This window comes from Candidatus Poribacteria bacterium, assembly GCA_026702755.1.
Taxonomy (GTDB): domain Bacteria; phylum Poribacteria; class WGA-4E; order WGA-4E; family WGA-3G; genus WGA-3G.
This window is the reverse complement of sequence record JAPPBX010000118.1, coordinates 1-15,166: the sequence shown is the minus strand read 5'-3', so window position 1 is coordinate 15,166 and position 15,166 is coordinate 1. Positions and strand designations below refer to the sequence as shown.

Annotated in this window: 14 protein-coding genes; 9 read left to right on the top strand and 5 right to left on the bottom strand. The window is 46.7% G+C overall.

The features are described from left to right. Positions 1–48: 48 nt before the first annotated feature. The 3 genes from OXH39_23580 to OXH39_23570 are packed head-to-tail and all read right to left on the bottom strand — an operon-like array spanning position 49 to position 3,091. A complete protein-coding gene (locus OXH39_23580; protein ID MCY3553452.1) occupies positions 49–1,386 on the bottom strand; it encodes a pyridoxal phosphate-dependent aminotransferase in 1,338 nt (445 codons plus the stop codon). Positions 1,387–1,435: 49 nt separating this feature from the next. Continuing rightward, positions 1,436–2,344: a TIGR01777 family oxidoreductase gene (locus tag OXH39_23575; protein ID MCY3553451.1), complete on the bottom strand. Its 909-nt coding sequence runs from the start codon at positions 2,342–2,344 to the stop codon at positions 1,436–1,438. 18 nt (positions 2,345–2,362) lie between these two features. Further along, a complete protein-coding gene (locus OXH39_23570) occupies positions 2,363–3,091 on the bottom strand; it encodes an HAD family hydrolase (protein MCY3553450.1) in 729 nt (242 codons plus the stop codon). Positions 3,092–3,473: 382 nt separating this feature from the next. On the opposite strand from OXH39_23570, the gene OXH39_23565 reads away from it, so the two are divergent. The 9 genes from OXH39_23565 (at position 3,474) to guaA (ending at position 13,538) form a co-directional block, all read left to right on the top strand. After that, positions 3,474–4,967: a HAMP domain-containing sensor histidine kinase gene (locus tag OXH39_23565; GenBank protein ID MCY3553449.1), complete on the top strand. Its 1,494-nt coding sequence runs from the start codon at positions 3,474–3,476 to the stop codon at positions 4,965–4,967. 127 nt (positions 4,968–5,094) lie between these two features. Continuing rightward, positions 5,095–6,663 carry a bifunctional response regulator/alkaline phosphatase family protein gene (locus OXH39_23560; GenBank protein ID MCY3553448.1) on the top strand — a complete coding sequence of 523 codons (1,569 nt, stop codon included), beginning with the start codon at positions 5,095–5,097 and terminating at the stop codon, positions 6,661–6,663. 338 nt (positions 6,664–7,001) lie between these two features. Continuing rightward, positions 7,002–8,582: an Rne/Rng family ribonuclease gene (locus OXH39_23555; GenBank protein ID MCY3553447.1), complete on the top strand. Its 1,581-nt coding sequence runs from the start codon at positions 7,002–7,004 to the stop codon at positions 8,580–8,582. Positions 8,583–8,711: 129 nt separating this feature from the next. After that, the gene (gene rplU, locus OXH39_23550) at positions 8,712–9,050 is read left to right on the top strand and encodes a 50S ribosomal protein L21 (protein MCY3553446.1); all 339 of its coding nucleotides are present in this window, start codon (positions 8,712–8,714) and stop codon (positions 9,048–9,050) included. After that, positions 9,040–9,306: a 50S ribosomal protein L27 gene (gene rpmA, locus OXH39_23545; protein MCY3553445.1), complete on the top strand. Its 267-nt coding sequence runs from the start codon at positions 9,040–9,042 to the stop codon at positions 9,304–9,306. The genes rplU and rpmA overlap by 11 nt, the downstream gene beginning before the upstream one ends. A 149-nt stretch (positions 9,307–9,455) precedes the next feature. Further along, positions 9,456–9,896 (top strand): DUF4398 domain-containing protein, encoded by a 441-nt coding sequence (locus tag OXH39_23540; GenBank protein ID MCY3553444.1) that lies wholly within the window; start codon positions 9,456–9,458, stop codon positions 9,894–9,896. Positions 9,897–9,978: 82 nt separating this feature from the next. After that, on the top strand, positions 9,979–11,625 hold the full coding sequence (locus OXH39_23535; protein ID MCY3553443.1) for an OmpA family protein: 1,647 nt from the start codon (positions 9,979–9,981) through the stop codon (positions 11,623–11,625). A 5-nt stretch (positions 11,626–11,630) separates the two neighbouring features. Then, the gene (locus tag OXH39_23530) at positions 11,631–11,933 is read left to right on the top strand and encodes a hypothetical protein (protein ID MCY3553442.1); all 303 of its coding nucleotides are present in this window, start codon (positions 11,631–11,633) and stop codon (positions 11,931–11,933) included. Positions 11,934–11,960: 27 nt separating this feature from the next. Beyond that, positions 11,961–13,538, top strand: coding sequence for a glutamine-hydrolyzing GMP synthase (gene guaA, locus OXH39_23525; GenBank protein MCY3553441.1), 1,578 nt, complete (start codon positions 11,961–11,963; stop codon positions 13,536–13,538). A gap of 67 nt (positions 13,539–13,605) precedes the next feature. Here guaA and OXH39_23520 read toward each other — a convergent pair whose 3' ends face one another. After that, positions 13,606–14,775, bottom strand: coding sequence for an alanine--glyoxylate aminotransferase family protein (locus OXH39_23520; GenBank protein ID MCY3553440.1), 1,170 nt, complete (start codon positions 14,773–14,775; stop codon positions 13,606–13,608). A gap of 156 nt (positions 14,776–14,931) precedes the next feature. Next, positions 14,932–15,166 (bottom strand): hypothetical protein (locus OXH39_23515; protein MCY3553439.1); only part of this gene is annotated, 235 nt, incomplete at its 5' end.

The following is a 15,166-nucleotide window of genomic DNA, read 5'->3' as shown; positions in this document are numbered from 1 at the left end:
TCTCAATTTCCTTTCTGGATATTATCTTGTAAACGCGCCTATTGAAGACTATAAATTTTCTTGACTATAGTCTATCGCGGATTTCATGAATTTCAACGCAGTATGAATCTGAGGAAGCTCCTCAAATCCGTAGGATATACGTAACTGCTGCTTCCCGACCTCAATCATCTCGCCGTTTGGATGGACACAGTGTTCACCGGGGATGTAAATCACCTTGGGGTACTGAGAGTCTAAAGGCCCATCAACATCTTCCCGTCCAGTTGTTCGCGTCAAGAACCTGAAGAAATCAGAGGTTGAACCCGTTGCGACATTTGCCAATGTCAAGTAAAAGTAGAATCCAGCACTTCCACCTCGGCACTCCTGAAGGTTATCACCGAGTAGTTCAGCCATCCATATTTTGACCTGTTTTGCCTTTTGCTGATATCCGTTATTGACTTTCTCAATTTGCGATTCAATTCCGTGGTCGAGTAGATAGCTTACGATTTCCTGATTGATTAACGGGGCACTAAAGCCAATGTCGCTTGTACGCTGGATTATACTATTGAGAAATCGACCGTTAGAACCGATGAGATAGCCGATGCGCAGTCCGGGGGCGAGGATCTTTGACAACGTACCAACCTCATACACGATGCTAAGTGTATCATAGCGGAACGCCGACTCCAAAGGTTCAACGCTGCTGTCATGCACAAGGTCGCTATAGGCATTGTCAAAAAAGAGTGGGATTTTCCGTCCAATTTCGTGTGATAACCGCGTGACGATACCGACCAATTCTCTCTTACGGTTGTTGGAAAGGATGGTGCAGGTTGGATTGTTAACCGTCACCACATAGAAGAAGCGGATAGCCTCTCTTTTGTCACCGAGGGCTGCAAGTTTTGACTTCAAAATTTCAGTGTCAAGTCCTTCGTCATCTTCTGGTATCGCGATAACACTGAAGCCTTTCCGCTCTAAGTCGTTGCAGTAGATATAATACATCGGGTCTGCGGTAACCACAATGCCAGCAGGAAGGAGGTGGGTGATGCTCTCCAATAGACTCGTCGCGCCGTTCGCACCAATAACAATATCTCGGTTCTTTAGGTTCTGTTCGGTTATACCACCAATCCGGTTCTCAATATGAAACCTTCTAAGCGATTCGATAAGGTTTGGCGAACCTTGTGCACCACCGTAATTAAGAGAAGCGCGGTACTTTTTGGGCTGAGCGAGGACTCTTTCGCAGGCGAGTTGAATCTGTTGGTGAGGAATCGTCTGTTCATTAACATATCCGACACCGAGATTGATGTCGCGTCCATCTCGAAAACCGATAGCAAAATCGGTCATTAACCGGTTAACAGGGGAAGGTATGCTTGAGGCTTTTCCGTATTCAGAAAGCAGGACATCGCGAATCTTCATATTTCGTTTGGATTCCGCGTTGCAGGAGTGGGTTTCAATATCCGCGCGTCTATAGCAAATCTCTCAAAGCTGGCTCAAGGGTTCGATAGCGAAAGTCATAGCCACTGACTTCCGTCTTTTCTGGAAGCACATTCTGACTTAGTAAAACGAAATCCGCAAATTCACCCATCATTAATCTCAAGCCAAATTTTGGCATTGGAAACAGCGTTGGTCGGCGCAACACTGACCCAAGCGTTTTCGTAAACTCCGTGTTCTTAACTGGAACAGGTGCTGTCGCGTTTAGCGGACCGCTAATCTCACCATTTTCTAAAGCGTGCAGTACAATACCTACCACATCGTCAACATGAATCCAAGACATCCACTGCTGACCACTGCCGAGTATGCCGCCGACTCCCATTTTAAAGGGTAAGAGAACCTGTGCCAATAGCCCACCACCTAATCCAAGCACAAGCCCAATACGAATCATGACTACCCGAATTCCAAACGCAATCGCCTTTTGCGCTTCTGCTTCCCACTCTTGACAGACTTCGGCGAGAAAATCGGTACCAGCGGGGGACACCTCTGTAAAGTGTTCGTCGCCACTGCCCCCATAATATCCAATTGCAGAGGCACAGACAAGCACATCCGGCTTTGTACCTACTGTTTCAAACGAAGTGACGAGATTGCGCGTGGAAAGGACTCGACTGTCCCGTATCCGCCGCTTTTTTTCAGTGTTCCACCTACCCGCAATAGTTTCACCTGCTAAATGAACTACCGCGTTTATATCTGATGTCGCTTCCGAAGGAAGTTTTTCAGTTTCAGGGGTCCAACCGTAGAACTCCCTTGCCCATTGTAATTTTGTTTGTGCACGTGTTGGATTTCGAGATAACACGCGCACCGTATCACCTTGTTGATGAAGAGCAGTACAGACCCGAGTGCCTATGAATCCAGTACCGCCGGTGACTAATACATTTGCCATTTTTCCCCCTGGTGTTCCTTATTTTGATAACTCAGCAATCGTAGTTTCCAATTTTCTATAGTCGTCAACGACGGCATCGCTAAGTATATCATCACCTTCCCCTTTATTGAATCCTGCGAAACGAATCGCCTTCATTCCAGCATTTTTCGCACCGACGATATCCGTTCGGAAAATATCACCGATGTGCACCGCTTCCGCTGGTTTGGCATTCAATTCGGCTAAGGTGGAATGGAACTGGACCACTTGAGGCTTTGTGTAGTCAGTTTCATCGGAAAAAGTGAATGCTGTAAAGAACTGCAGAATACCGTCACGTTCCATCAATTTCCGAGCAAAACTGCCTGGGGTCAGTGCTGAGTCTGAGATAATTCCAAGTGGATAACTTTTACTCAGCCGAGAAATGACCGGTTTGACGTATGGCATTATAATCGGCGGTGCTTCCAAAAAAGCTGCACCAAGACACTCAATTAACTGATCAAGATCGGCATCCTGAAGTTGAAGCTGAAGTACCTCTGCGAATCGGTCCATGCACCGTTTTACCGATATCCCTCGGTGTTTATGCCACAGAGACGACACCAAGTTGTAGGCTTCTTCAAGTCCGAATTCCACGTCAGTCAGTGGGCAAGTATAACCGCAGTTTGAAAGATACGTATGACACCGTTTAACACGTATTGCCTGACGTTTTCGCCAATTCTTGTCAGAATCTGCATAGAGGGTTTGCCAAAAATCAAATGTAATTGCTTTGAGCATCAAATGTTTCCATTCCACTATATAAAACCTATAAATTATAAATTTCATTTTACCCTATTTAATCAAAAAAGTCAAATGATATGTTATTTCACCGAAAGTTCTTAGTCTTCTGGGAATTTCAGATTTTTTCAAGAAAAGAGAGACGGATTGCAACAAACATTATACGTATAGAAAAATAGAGCTTCACTGCGGTGGACGCGGTTTTAATCGCTCTGGTCATTGAGAAAAAGCGTTCAAAATCCGAGGAATCGAATAAATTTTTCAGAACGAGAAACCACAATCAAAATAGATTTGCACAAAATAGATTTGCAATTTCATTTTAAAAGTGGTACTATTAAATATGTTGATATGTCGCGTCTAATTTGTATGGAGGAATACGAAATTGCGGCTGAATCGTCGAATTATCCCCAGATATACGACCTCCCGCTTAATGTTCGTCTACTTCATTGTTGGATTGGGGACACTGATATTCGGGTTCTTCCATTATACTCAGCAAATCTCTCGATTAAACGCTGATATAGAAGCCCAGATAGACATCTTCGCGGATTTAGCAGCGGAACTTCCGGCGGTGGACAACCGGGGATTGCAACAGAAATTAATTAAGATCGTCAGAAAGTCATTCGCTGAAGACAGATCACGGGCATTCTCGTTTATCATTACAGATGCGCAAGGAAAGGTCTTAGTCACGCGAGGCGTTGACCAACAATTAGACGCAAAAATCGACAGTTTGGACATCAAAGTAAACGAAAATGAGGAGATCTCGTTAACAGAAGATGAAAGTGCCTTGTTGCAGTCAACATTAGCGCGTATGAAAAAAAAACATCTGCCACGCGAAATACCCATGCTCCTTGAATACAGGCAGTTAAAGGGGTATATTTACTACGGTGATGCCGCACCCAGTGAAATGCAACACTTGCCTTTTGTGATAACTGATACGGCCGGTATACCTCAGAAATGGCAGATATGGGGCAATGTGATTACTGCGGAGGAAGCAACTGCGGAGCAGCGAGAGCGAGCGGAAATTTTCATTCAGAACGCACCCGCATCTTCTGTGATTGAAACAACACCCGAATGGCACAAGGGATACTTCTATTATGAAAGTAAACCATACTATGGGTTATTAGTGGTGCCGTTTATAGTCCCGACGGTTTTATTGGCATTTGGGATTGTTTGTTTCCTCGTCTACCAACGGATAAAGTCTTATGAACACTCGGCAATTTGGGGGGGCTTAGCTAAAGAGACTGCACATCAACTCGGAACACCGATTTCGTCGCTCCTGGCATGGGCAGAACTCTTACATGCCCGGAGTAAAGAGACAGACGATATAACACTCACTGAACTTTCCGAGAGTATGCAAAACGATCTGGAGCGTTTACAGAAAACAACGGCACGCTTCGGTATGATTGGCACGCAACCCCCTCTAACCCAAGTGAATGTAGAGGAAGTATTTGAAGAAGTTCGATCATATTTTGATAAACGGCTACCACATATTAGTCGCCGTGTTGAGATTCAACTGATACTACATAAGGTACCGTCCACTCTCGCAAACGCGCAATTGCTACATTGGGTGTTTGAAAACCTAATCCGTAATTCATTGGATGCTATGGATAAACCGGAAGGATGGATTCTGATTGAACCAACGCACGACAAACGACATAACGATATTGTTATCCGGTATGCTGACAATGGAAGCGGGATAGCCCGCGAGCATCAACGAAAAATCTTTGAACCCGGGATGTCTACTAAGGCACACGGGTGGGGACTCGGGTTGACAGTCGTACAACGTATCATCCGCGAGTATCATCACGGAAGCATTCGGATCGTTAAAACGAGTCCTGGCGGAACAATTTTTGAAATTCGATTGCCAGTTGCGTAGACCCAAATTAACGGGTGGTGTCAAGTAAACGATTATCTGGGCATTTGTTCCACGCCTGTTAAGAAGGCTTTCGCGCATGTTAATTTGGATATGATACCGCATCTGAGCAGATTCTATAAACTTACGTATGTCACAAACACACCAAATCTTATGGATTGATGATGAAATAGAAGCGTTGCAACCGCATATTCTTGTGTTACGCGACAGAGGCTATGCTGTTACGCCTGTAACAAATGGCGAAGATGGTATTGCGCTCTTAACGCGCGGTGAAACGCAATATAGTGCTGTTCTGCTCGACCAGGTTATGCCCGGTAAAGATGGAATGGCAACGCTCGATGCAATCCGTACCATCAATCCACAAATTCCAGTCATTCTCGTCACCCAATCCAGCGACGAACAGTTTATTGAGAAGGCACTCGGCAAACAGGTAAACGATTTCTTGGTAAAACCGATCGGTGTAGCCCAGATCGTCTCAACGTTAAAGCGCGTCTTGGATCAACCGCAGATAGTCATAGATCAAATTCCGAGTCGGTATACGGCAGATTTTAACGCTATCCGTGCCATGAAGGATGCGGCACCAAGTTGGCAAGACTGGGTTAACATCTATGTGAAACTATTGCAATGGGATTTGGTGTCTGAAAAACTCGCCGAAGGTGGGTTGGAGGAAACACATCTTGCACAGAAGAAGGAGTGCAATACCGAATTCTCGGATTTTGTTGCATCACGGTATCCTGATTGGGTCGAAGGTAGCCCGGACGCACCATCGCTGTCGGTGAATATCCTAGACCAATATGTTATTCCCCAACTTCAAGCCGGAAAATCTGTCTATTTTATTGTGGTTGACTGCTTCCGCCTAGACCATTGGCTGGCAGTAGAGCCACTTTTGTACCCCTATTTCTCTATTGATCGCCAATATAGTTTTTCAATCCTGCCGAGTGCAACAATGTACTCACGGAACGCCCTCTTCAGTGGTTTGTTTCCAATAGAGATTGCGGAACAGTATCCACAGTATTGGCAAGAAGAATCTGATGGAGACACGAGCACGAATCGGTACGAACGCCAGTTTCTCGAAGCACATCTGAAACGTAGAGGCATTAAGTTGAAACCCGGGCTTCAGTACTTCAAGATTTTTGACGCGCGCGGTGGAAACACTTACAAAAAGCGGGTTTCGGCAAATACACGCGTGAGCCTCTCAGCGTTGGTTATCAACTTCATTGATATTTTGACACATCAGCGCTCACAATCAGATGTTCTACAGCAGCTTGCACCGGATGAATCCGCTTTCCGGGCTTTGGCGCGCTCATGGTTTTCTCATTCGGTACTTTTTGATATTTTACGTATTATTGCGGCACAAAACGCAACTGTAGTTCTCACGAGTGACCACGGTTCTGTCTTTTGTAACCGTGCGACCCGTGCTTACGGTAATCGCGAGACCACTACCAGCCTCCGATTCAAAATCGGTTCTAATTTAGGGTGCGAAGAGGGCGAGGCGGTCTATCTGCGAAACCCGCATGAATATCGGTTACCAGCGGAAAATGCTAGCAAGGACTACATTCTTGCGAAAGACGATTATTATTTCGTCTATCCAAACGATTTTTATAAGTATAAACGGCAGTTTCAAGGAGGGTTCCAGCACGGTGGTATTTCGATGGGAGAACTGATAACACCCGTCGTAACACTGACACCGCGACTGTAAGGTACAGTTTGCAAGTTCGGAACTGAATAGATAACACGCGGTTCTATAATTTATATCAAATTGACTTTGTCAACGGTCTTGGGAAACAGCAAAACGCTAACATACGGAAACAGAGTTTCTATACAGGTTGATTTGGTAGACTCCCGCTAAGGGCAACCTCACGCTTGTTGATTTATTTGCTGAGGAGTCCTAACTGAAGAGGCACATGCCTTGCATCGCGTGAACAAAACGCAGGACGTAATTTTCTAAGTCCTTATTGTTTTTTGCAACGCTGCCGATTTTTGACATGATAATTAACCGAGGTGCCTCTTGGAAAAGAAGCGCGATAGGAGGTAACGATGGAAAAGGAGATACTTATTTCTGACGATGAGTATGAAACACGTTGTGCAGTACTTGACGAGGGGGTGTTGAATGAAATTTACATTGAACGAAAAGCAGCGACGCAAACATTGGGCAATCTCTATAAAGGTCGGGTTGAGAACGTGTTACCTGGTATGCAGGTAGCTTTCGTTGATATAGGGTTGGAACGACATGCTTTCCTGCATATTTCGGATCTCAAATACGAGAGCGTTGACGAAGACGAAGACGAAAATGGAAAACAGAATGGAAACCAAAAATCCCATACGGACACTGCAGTATTGGATTTGAAAGCAAAGCACTCCAAGCAAACACGCGGTGGACGTGGGTTCCCATTTCTTATAAGCGACCTTATTTCAAAAAAACAGGAGCTTCTGGTCCAAGTCGGTAAGGAGCCTATTGGGACAAAGGGCGCGCGGGTTACCAGTAACATCACACTGCCCGGACGCTACGTTGTTTATATGCCCAATTCTTCCAACATCGGAGTATCACGACGAATTGAGTCTGCCACTGAAAGAGACAGGCTCCGAAACATGGCAAAAGCCGTGAAAGCCGATGTTGAAGGTGGTTTTATCATTCGTACTGCTGCTGAGGGTTTGAATGAAACCGAGTTTACCGCTGAAATTCGATACTTAATCGACCAATGGAAACAGACCTGTGAGCGGGCAAAACGAAAATCCGCACCGAGTCTGGTGAGTAAAGACCTCAGTTTCACCAATAGAGTCGTCCGGGATATGCTAACGAAGGATGTCAAGCGTCTGCTCATTGATTCAAAGGCGGGATACAAGGAAACAATAGATTATGTTTCCTCTGTTATGCCAAACCTTGAATCTCGAGTCTCGCTCTATCAGGAAAATGCAACACTCTTTGACGCTTATGGTGTTGAACGCGCACTCAAAGATGCACTGAGTGAGAAAATTTGGCTCAAATGTGGTGGACATATTATAATCCAGCAAACTGAGGCTATGGTTTCGATTGATGTCAACACCGGGCGGTTTGTTGGAAAGTCTGATCCAGATAACACCATTCTTAGTGCCAACCTTGAAGCTGTTGAGGAGGTCGTCCGTCAAATTCAGTTACGAGATTTAGGAGGGATTATTGTCGTTGATTTCATTGATATGGAAGAAGCATCGCACCGGAAACGAGTCTTCAAGATGCTACAAGAAGCACTCCGAAAGGATCGTGCCCGTACGAATATCCTCCATTTTTCAGATTTAGGACTCGTCGAGATGACGCGCCAACGCACCCGGCCAAGTCTCTCTACCCTGCTGATGGAGGAGTGCCCTTATTGTGACGGGCATGGCACCATCCTATCTATTGAAACCGTCGTCATTCAGTTGCTGCGCGCAATAAAAATGGCGCATAAGCAAACACGCCAGTCCGAATTGCGTGTTATCGCCAATGACTATGTCATCTCACATATAAAATCGCAGATGGCAAATAAATTGCGTGAACTCAAGAAGTCGTTAAAATTAGATCTCGTTCTCGAACCCGATGCTGACCTGCACCTCGAAGATTACCGAATCTTTGTTGGGAAAGGTGAAGAGTTATTTTTAGACTAACGCACCGGTACCTGTAGCGTGAGAAAAATACGTCTTCTGAAACAGGACAGGCAAACAAAATGCAAGTCTGAATTGACATTGACGCGTTTTTAGGGTATAATTTTAAGCAGAAAGGAGTGATATTCAAAAATGTATGCAGTCTTTGCGAGCGGGGGGAAACAGCATCGGGTGGAAGTGGGGAACCTGATTGATCTTGAAAAACTTGATGCAGATGTTGGGGACAGTGTCACATTCCCATCCGTTTTGGTTGTTGTTGACGATGAAGGTCAGTTACAAACCGGCTCGCCCTATCTTGAAAATACTTCAGTTACAGCCGAGGTGATTCAACAGGCACGCGCGAAGAAAACGATTGTGTTCAAATCGAAACGTCGTAAAGGTTACAAACGCAAATTAGGACACCGTCAATCATTTACACGCGTGAAAATTACCGCGATCGGTGCGGTAGAGGAGCAATCTGATGGCACATAAGAAAGGCGGAGGAAGCACTCGGAACGGACGTGACAGTATTGGAAAACGACTCGGGGTCAAAAGATTTTCTGGACATTATGTCACCGCCGGAAGCATCCTCGCTCGACAACGTGGAACACATATCCACGCCGGAAACAACGTTGGGGTTGGAAGAGACTATACGTTATTCTCAAAAATTGATGGATACGTATGGTTTGAACGAAAGGACAAATATCGTCGAAAGGTGAGCGTCTATACAGAGCGTCCTGAATTTTAGCGGATATACCAACCTCAGGAACGAAGGACCCGAAGCCTCGCCTTAGGGTGTTGCAGCGCGCACCACCCCAAGCGAGGTTTTTTTAATCCACAAGAATTGTATTCTGACACAATTTTTTAACCCTCTTCTTAAACGTATCCACTCAACAAATGACACGCTTGAAAAACAGACAGCACAAATTAACAATAAAATGGATCATCTGTCTCACCACGCTAACAGCATTGATAGGGTGTGGCGGGCAGTTGCGACAGCTCGCCGTGGAAACAATGGAGAATGCCCAGGTGGCTCTCACCTCCGCAAACGCGATGGGAGCACAAGAAACCGCCGAGACATCTCTACGTACGGCTCAAGAGATGTTGATTACCGCTGAAAACGCAATGAAGGCTGGCGATGCAGAGCGAGCATATCGATTGGCACTTCGGGCATACCTTCATGCACGGATCGCAACTGAAACTGCTATTGCTATTCGCGAAGAAGCGCGCGTTCAAGAAGCACAAGCACAGCTGACGCTTAGTGAACAGAACGTCGGCGAAGTGCTTCAGAGACTTGAGGCTATACAGGCTGAACTTGATGCGTTGCGAGAATTTTAACAAAATCAAATGATATAGCTATGTACCGGCTGGGTGAATACGCAATCAGGAATCCAAGGTTTGCATGACACGGGGAAAACTGATGAAATTTTACGGTTTGCTATTCTTATTGACGTACCTCATTGTTTTCGGATGCACCGCACCAGAGATTGATGAAGTTATGCTTGCGACACAATTTCAAGACGCACAGCAAGCGATTAATAATGCAGCAGAATTAGGAGCTGAACCTTTGGTTCCAGATGAGTTCGGGAGGGCTGTAAAACTCCTGAACTTCGCTCGGAATTCACAGGAAAATGGAGACATTCCCCAAAGTGCGGAGTTCGCGTATCAGGCAGAATTGGTCGCACAGATTGCCAGTGCAAAAGCGCGACAACACCATGCCGAACAAAAAGTTGTTGCCATTCGAGAACAGATATATCAGCAAACCATAAAGTCACTGGAGCATGAACTCGAGATTGAGCGCACCCGTCAAGCGATCACCGAAGAGCAGCTCGCGCGTACTTTGAGATCGCGGGATGAAGGACAACAACAGACAGACTTGCTCTCATCTGAAATTGCTGATTTAAAAACAAAACTGCGCCAAGCTGAACTGCGCGTGCCACTCGTAAACATAGAGTCGCTCGTCAATATTGCTACAGAGATCCATCCCGTTATTAAAGAGACCGCTGACTATGAACGTGTTCAGGCAGCAATTGCCTCAATCGTGAATCTGATTGAGCAGAAGATGTTTCATGATGTGGAGAACGCCACCACTGATGCCCAGACACTGGTTAACAATCTCTATCGATTGGCGGTGCAGAACCGAGAAGCAGAAGCAGAAGCAAAGACGAACGCGCAAATCTCAATAGCGAAAACAGAAGTAATTATTCAGCGTGCCCAATACTTCAATGCCAATCAGCATGCCCCGAAGCAATTTCAGGAGGCGAGTTCGCATCTGCAACGTGCGAAACAGGAATTAGAAGTGAATCGCTATGAACAGTCGCAACAATCCGCGCAACAGGCACAACAAGCAGCTGACCAAGCCGTCGCAATTGCGGAGGTTGCGGAATTCACTGAGCGTGCCCAGAAGGAATTAGATAGACAAGCAACAGAGGCGCGGCAAGCCGTCAACGCCTTGAAACAGAAACTCTCCGCACAAGCACAGACGCAGGTCCCGCAGTTAGAGGAAAAACTCTACGAACTCGCCAATTCGGCTTACGTAACAGCAAACGCTGCGTTGGCAAGTAAAGAATATCAAAGCGCGATTGAGAAATCGGCGGAGGGTAACGATTACCTTGAGCGTGCCATTACAAACACACATCTCGCAACATCGGTGAAGGCGGATTTGCTGAAAGCGTCAAGACAGATTCCCCAAGCCACCGTCAAAGAACAAAAAGATAGTGTACTCATCCGTATCAATGGGAACGTGTTTCCTTACGGCAGCACGCAACTCCGAGAAGAATTTTTCACAACATTTAATGAACTCGCGAGAGTCCTTCGGATGGCTAAATTCAAGAGTTATTCAGTCCGTATTGAGGCACACATGAGTTCTATGGGCAGTGCGAATGTCAATCGAAACATAAGTATAGGACGGGCAGACTCAGTGAAGAAGTTCCTTGTTGATACAGGACGGATGGATCCAAAGCGTCTTACCGCTGTCGGTTTGGGTGAGACACAGCCTATTGTCAAAGAGGGCGCGGACAGAGCAGAACAGAATCGTAGAATTGATATAATCATCGGGACAAACTGAAACTCGTGCAACACAAAGATCCTTATCTCGTTCATCAGGTCGCAATACATCTGTTTGGAGACAGATATATCATCATTTACGGGAATACGATTCAGTTCCACAACCACTGTTACCATCTGCGGTCCATCAAAACACCCGGGCATCCGTATCATGGATGCTACTATTTAGAGGACGCAAACACTGGCTTGGCAATGTCAAGCGATGTCGATTTCGCTCCCGCTGGGGCGTACGGTGTAATCTTTGAGCCACAGACCGGTGTCATTATTGATTGCGAAACAGTGCCATACAGTAGCCATACTTGCACGTGAAATCGAAAGTGTCCGATCCATTAAAATATGAGTAACACCAATAGTCCAAAAACAGAATCCGCACAGCAAGAGACTATCCTTATTCTGGATTTCGGCTCACAATACACGCAGCTTATCGCACGACGCGTCCGTGAGCAAAACATCTACTGCGAAATTTATCCACATACCCTACCACTGTCGCAGATAGAAGCCATTGCGCCAAAAGGGATTATCCTCAGCGGTGGACCCGCAAGTGTCTACGAAGTTGATGCTCCAAAGGTCGACGCGAAACTCTTTGAATTGGAGACACCGATATTAGGCATCTGCTACGGGATGCAGCTCATGGCGGCACTATTAGCAGGCGGAAAGGTCCATCCAGCTGCTGAGCGAGAATATGGGCACGCACCGCTCCAAGTTCTTAACACAACCGATCCGCTCTTTGCAGGACTTTCCTCACGTTTTTCTGCTTGGATGAGCCACGGGGATCGTATTGACAAACCACCTGTCGGATTCCAGATAATCGCACAAACAGAAAACGCACCGATTGCTGCTATGGTGGATCCCGCACGTGCGTTTTACGGATTGCAATTTCATCCTGAGGTTGAACATACTGAAGATGCCGATCGGATTTTGGCAAACTTTGCGCGTGATATTTGTAGATGCCACAACACGTGGACAATGCGCGCTTTTATTGCGAGAGTCACGGCACAAATACAGGCACAAGTCGGAAATGAACGCGTCCTTTGTGCAGTCAGTGGTGGCGTTGATTCAATGGTACTGGCAACGCTCCTCCATCAAGCAATCGGTGATGCCCTCGTGCCGGTCTTCGTTGACAATGGGCTACTTCGCAAAAACGAGGCCGCCGAAGTATTCAAAACTTGTGAGCAGCTCGGTATCTCTCTTGTCGCTGTTGATGCAGTGGAACGGTTTCTCAATGGACTGGCAGGGATCACTGACCCCGAGGAGAAGCGAAAGGTCATCGGCGCACAATTCATTGAAACCTTCAAAGCAACAGTGACAGAAATGGAGCATGACTTCCGGTTCCTCGCACAAGGCACGCTCTATCCGGATGTCATAGAGAGTGTCTCTGTGAAAGGACCGTCGGCTACAATCAAGACACATCATAATGTCGGTGGGTTACCCTCCGACATGCCGTTTGAGTTGCTTGAACCTTTCAAAGAACTTTTTAAGGATGAGGTACGAGCGGTCGGGGCAGAACTGAATGTGCCTTGGCCTGTCCTTGGACGACATCCATTTCCGGGACCGGGTCTCGCTGTCCGCATCTTGCGCGAAGTAACACACGAACGGTTGGAGGTACTCCGCTCAGCGGATGCTATCTTTATTTCTGAAATCAAAGAGGCGGGATTGTACGACGAGATTTGGCAGGCTTTGGCTGTTCTTCTGCCTGTTAAAAGTGTCGGGGTGATGGGGGATGCACGGACGTATGAAAATGCAATCGCACTCCGTGCTGTCACGAGCAGCGATGCGATGACCGCAGATTGGGCGCGCATACCAACGGATGTGCTCGCCAGAATCTCCAACCGTATCATCAATGAGGTGCAAGGCATCAACCGTGTCGTCTATGATATTAGTTCAAAACCGCCCAGCACGATTGAGTGGGAATAGGTGTCGGTTATCAGGAACGAACCTTGTGACGCAAGGCTTTGTCGCCTCTGTTTTTGGCAACTGATAACTAATAAACTTGTGATGCTGCGTGAACAGCCGTACCTTGTTCTACTTTATGTCCTGACGCAATGAGCAGTTTCTCTAACGCATTAAGGACAAGCATGACATTTCGTTGGTTTGACGATTCCCCCATCAGTCCAATTCGCCAAGCCTTTCCAGCAAAAATACCCAATCCAGCACCGATTTCTATCCCATAGTCGGTAATTAAGCCTTTCCGAATAATTGTATCATCTATGCCATCAGGGATGCGCAAGGTCGTGAGCATCGGTGCGCGATAGCCCTCCTCGGCTGCCGGTTGCAGTCCGATTGCTTTTGCCCCGGTAAGGAGCGCACGAGCATTGTGCTCATGTCGTTCATAGCGGGTATTCAGCCCCTCTTCCAACACAACACGCAATGCTTCCCGCAACGCGTAGATCAGTGACATTGAGGCGGTATGATGATAACTCCGCTTCTCACCGTGCCAATAATTTTCGAGGAGCGTCATGTCAAGATAGAAACTTTGGATAGGTGTTTTTCGGTTCCGAATCACTTCGACAGCACGTTCGCTGAAACTGATAGGTGAAAGCCCGGGTGGACCGGCGAGACACTTTTGGGTGCAACTATAGGCAATATCAATGCCGAGAGCATCCATCTCTACGGGTTGTCCTCCAAGACTGGTCACACAGTCTGCCAAAAAAAGAGCACCGCTTTGATGCGTAATCTCAACGGCATCTCGTAGCGGTTGCAGAATACCTGTAGAGGTTTCCCCATGTACCAATGCAACCAGTTTTGGTGTGGAAACTTTCGTTACCGCTTCAGCGATTTTTTCGGCGGGGATGTGTGTGCCCCATTCTGCTTCTACTCTTGTTACAACACCACCACATCGGGCAGCAATATCGGCTATTCGTTCACCGAAGTAACCTTTGACACCCACAACCACGCTGTCACCAGGTTCAATAACATTAGTAAGCGCGGCTTCCATTCCGGCGGTACCCGTACCCGAGACCGGTAAGGTCAACCTATTTTCGGTTCCAAAGACACGTCGGAGCAGCCCGACCGTGTCATCCATGATTTGAACAAATTCGGCATCTAAATACCCCAGCATCGGGGTCGTCATTGCTTTAAGAACCCGCGCATTGGCTTCGCTCGGTCCTGGACCGAGTAGCACGCGCGGGGACGCTATTAATTCATCGTACACTGTTTTAGCAGGCTCCTCAGATATCGTTTAAATCACAATTTTCAGAATTCAGAATTAGGGGAAATATGCCCATAAAAAGGGAGGGTGCTGTCCAGCACCCTCCCTTCAGAAGAACCTCGCTCAGGCGAGCGAGGCTATAGGGGTAGAATGTGGCAATTACTCACCACCGCCACCACCACCAACGGTCTCACGAATTTCCAGATTATTCGCTCGCATATAGCTTTGAATCGTCTGGATCTGACTGATTGCATACGTCAGTGCTTGGTTGACTTTTGTGTCTACAGGCGGTGTTGTCTCATATTTTGCCCACAACCGGTTGAAGTAATCCAATGCGTCGTTGAAGTACGCATCATCGCCATCGGCTAACACCATATATGCTTCGCCAATCTGT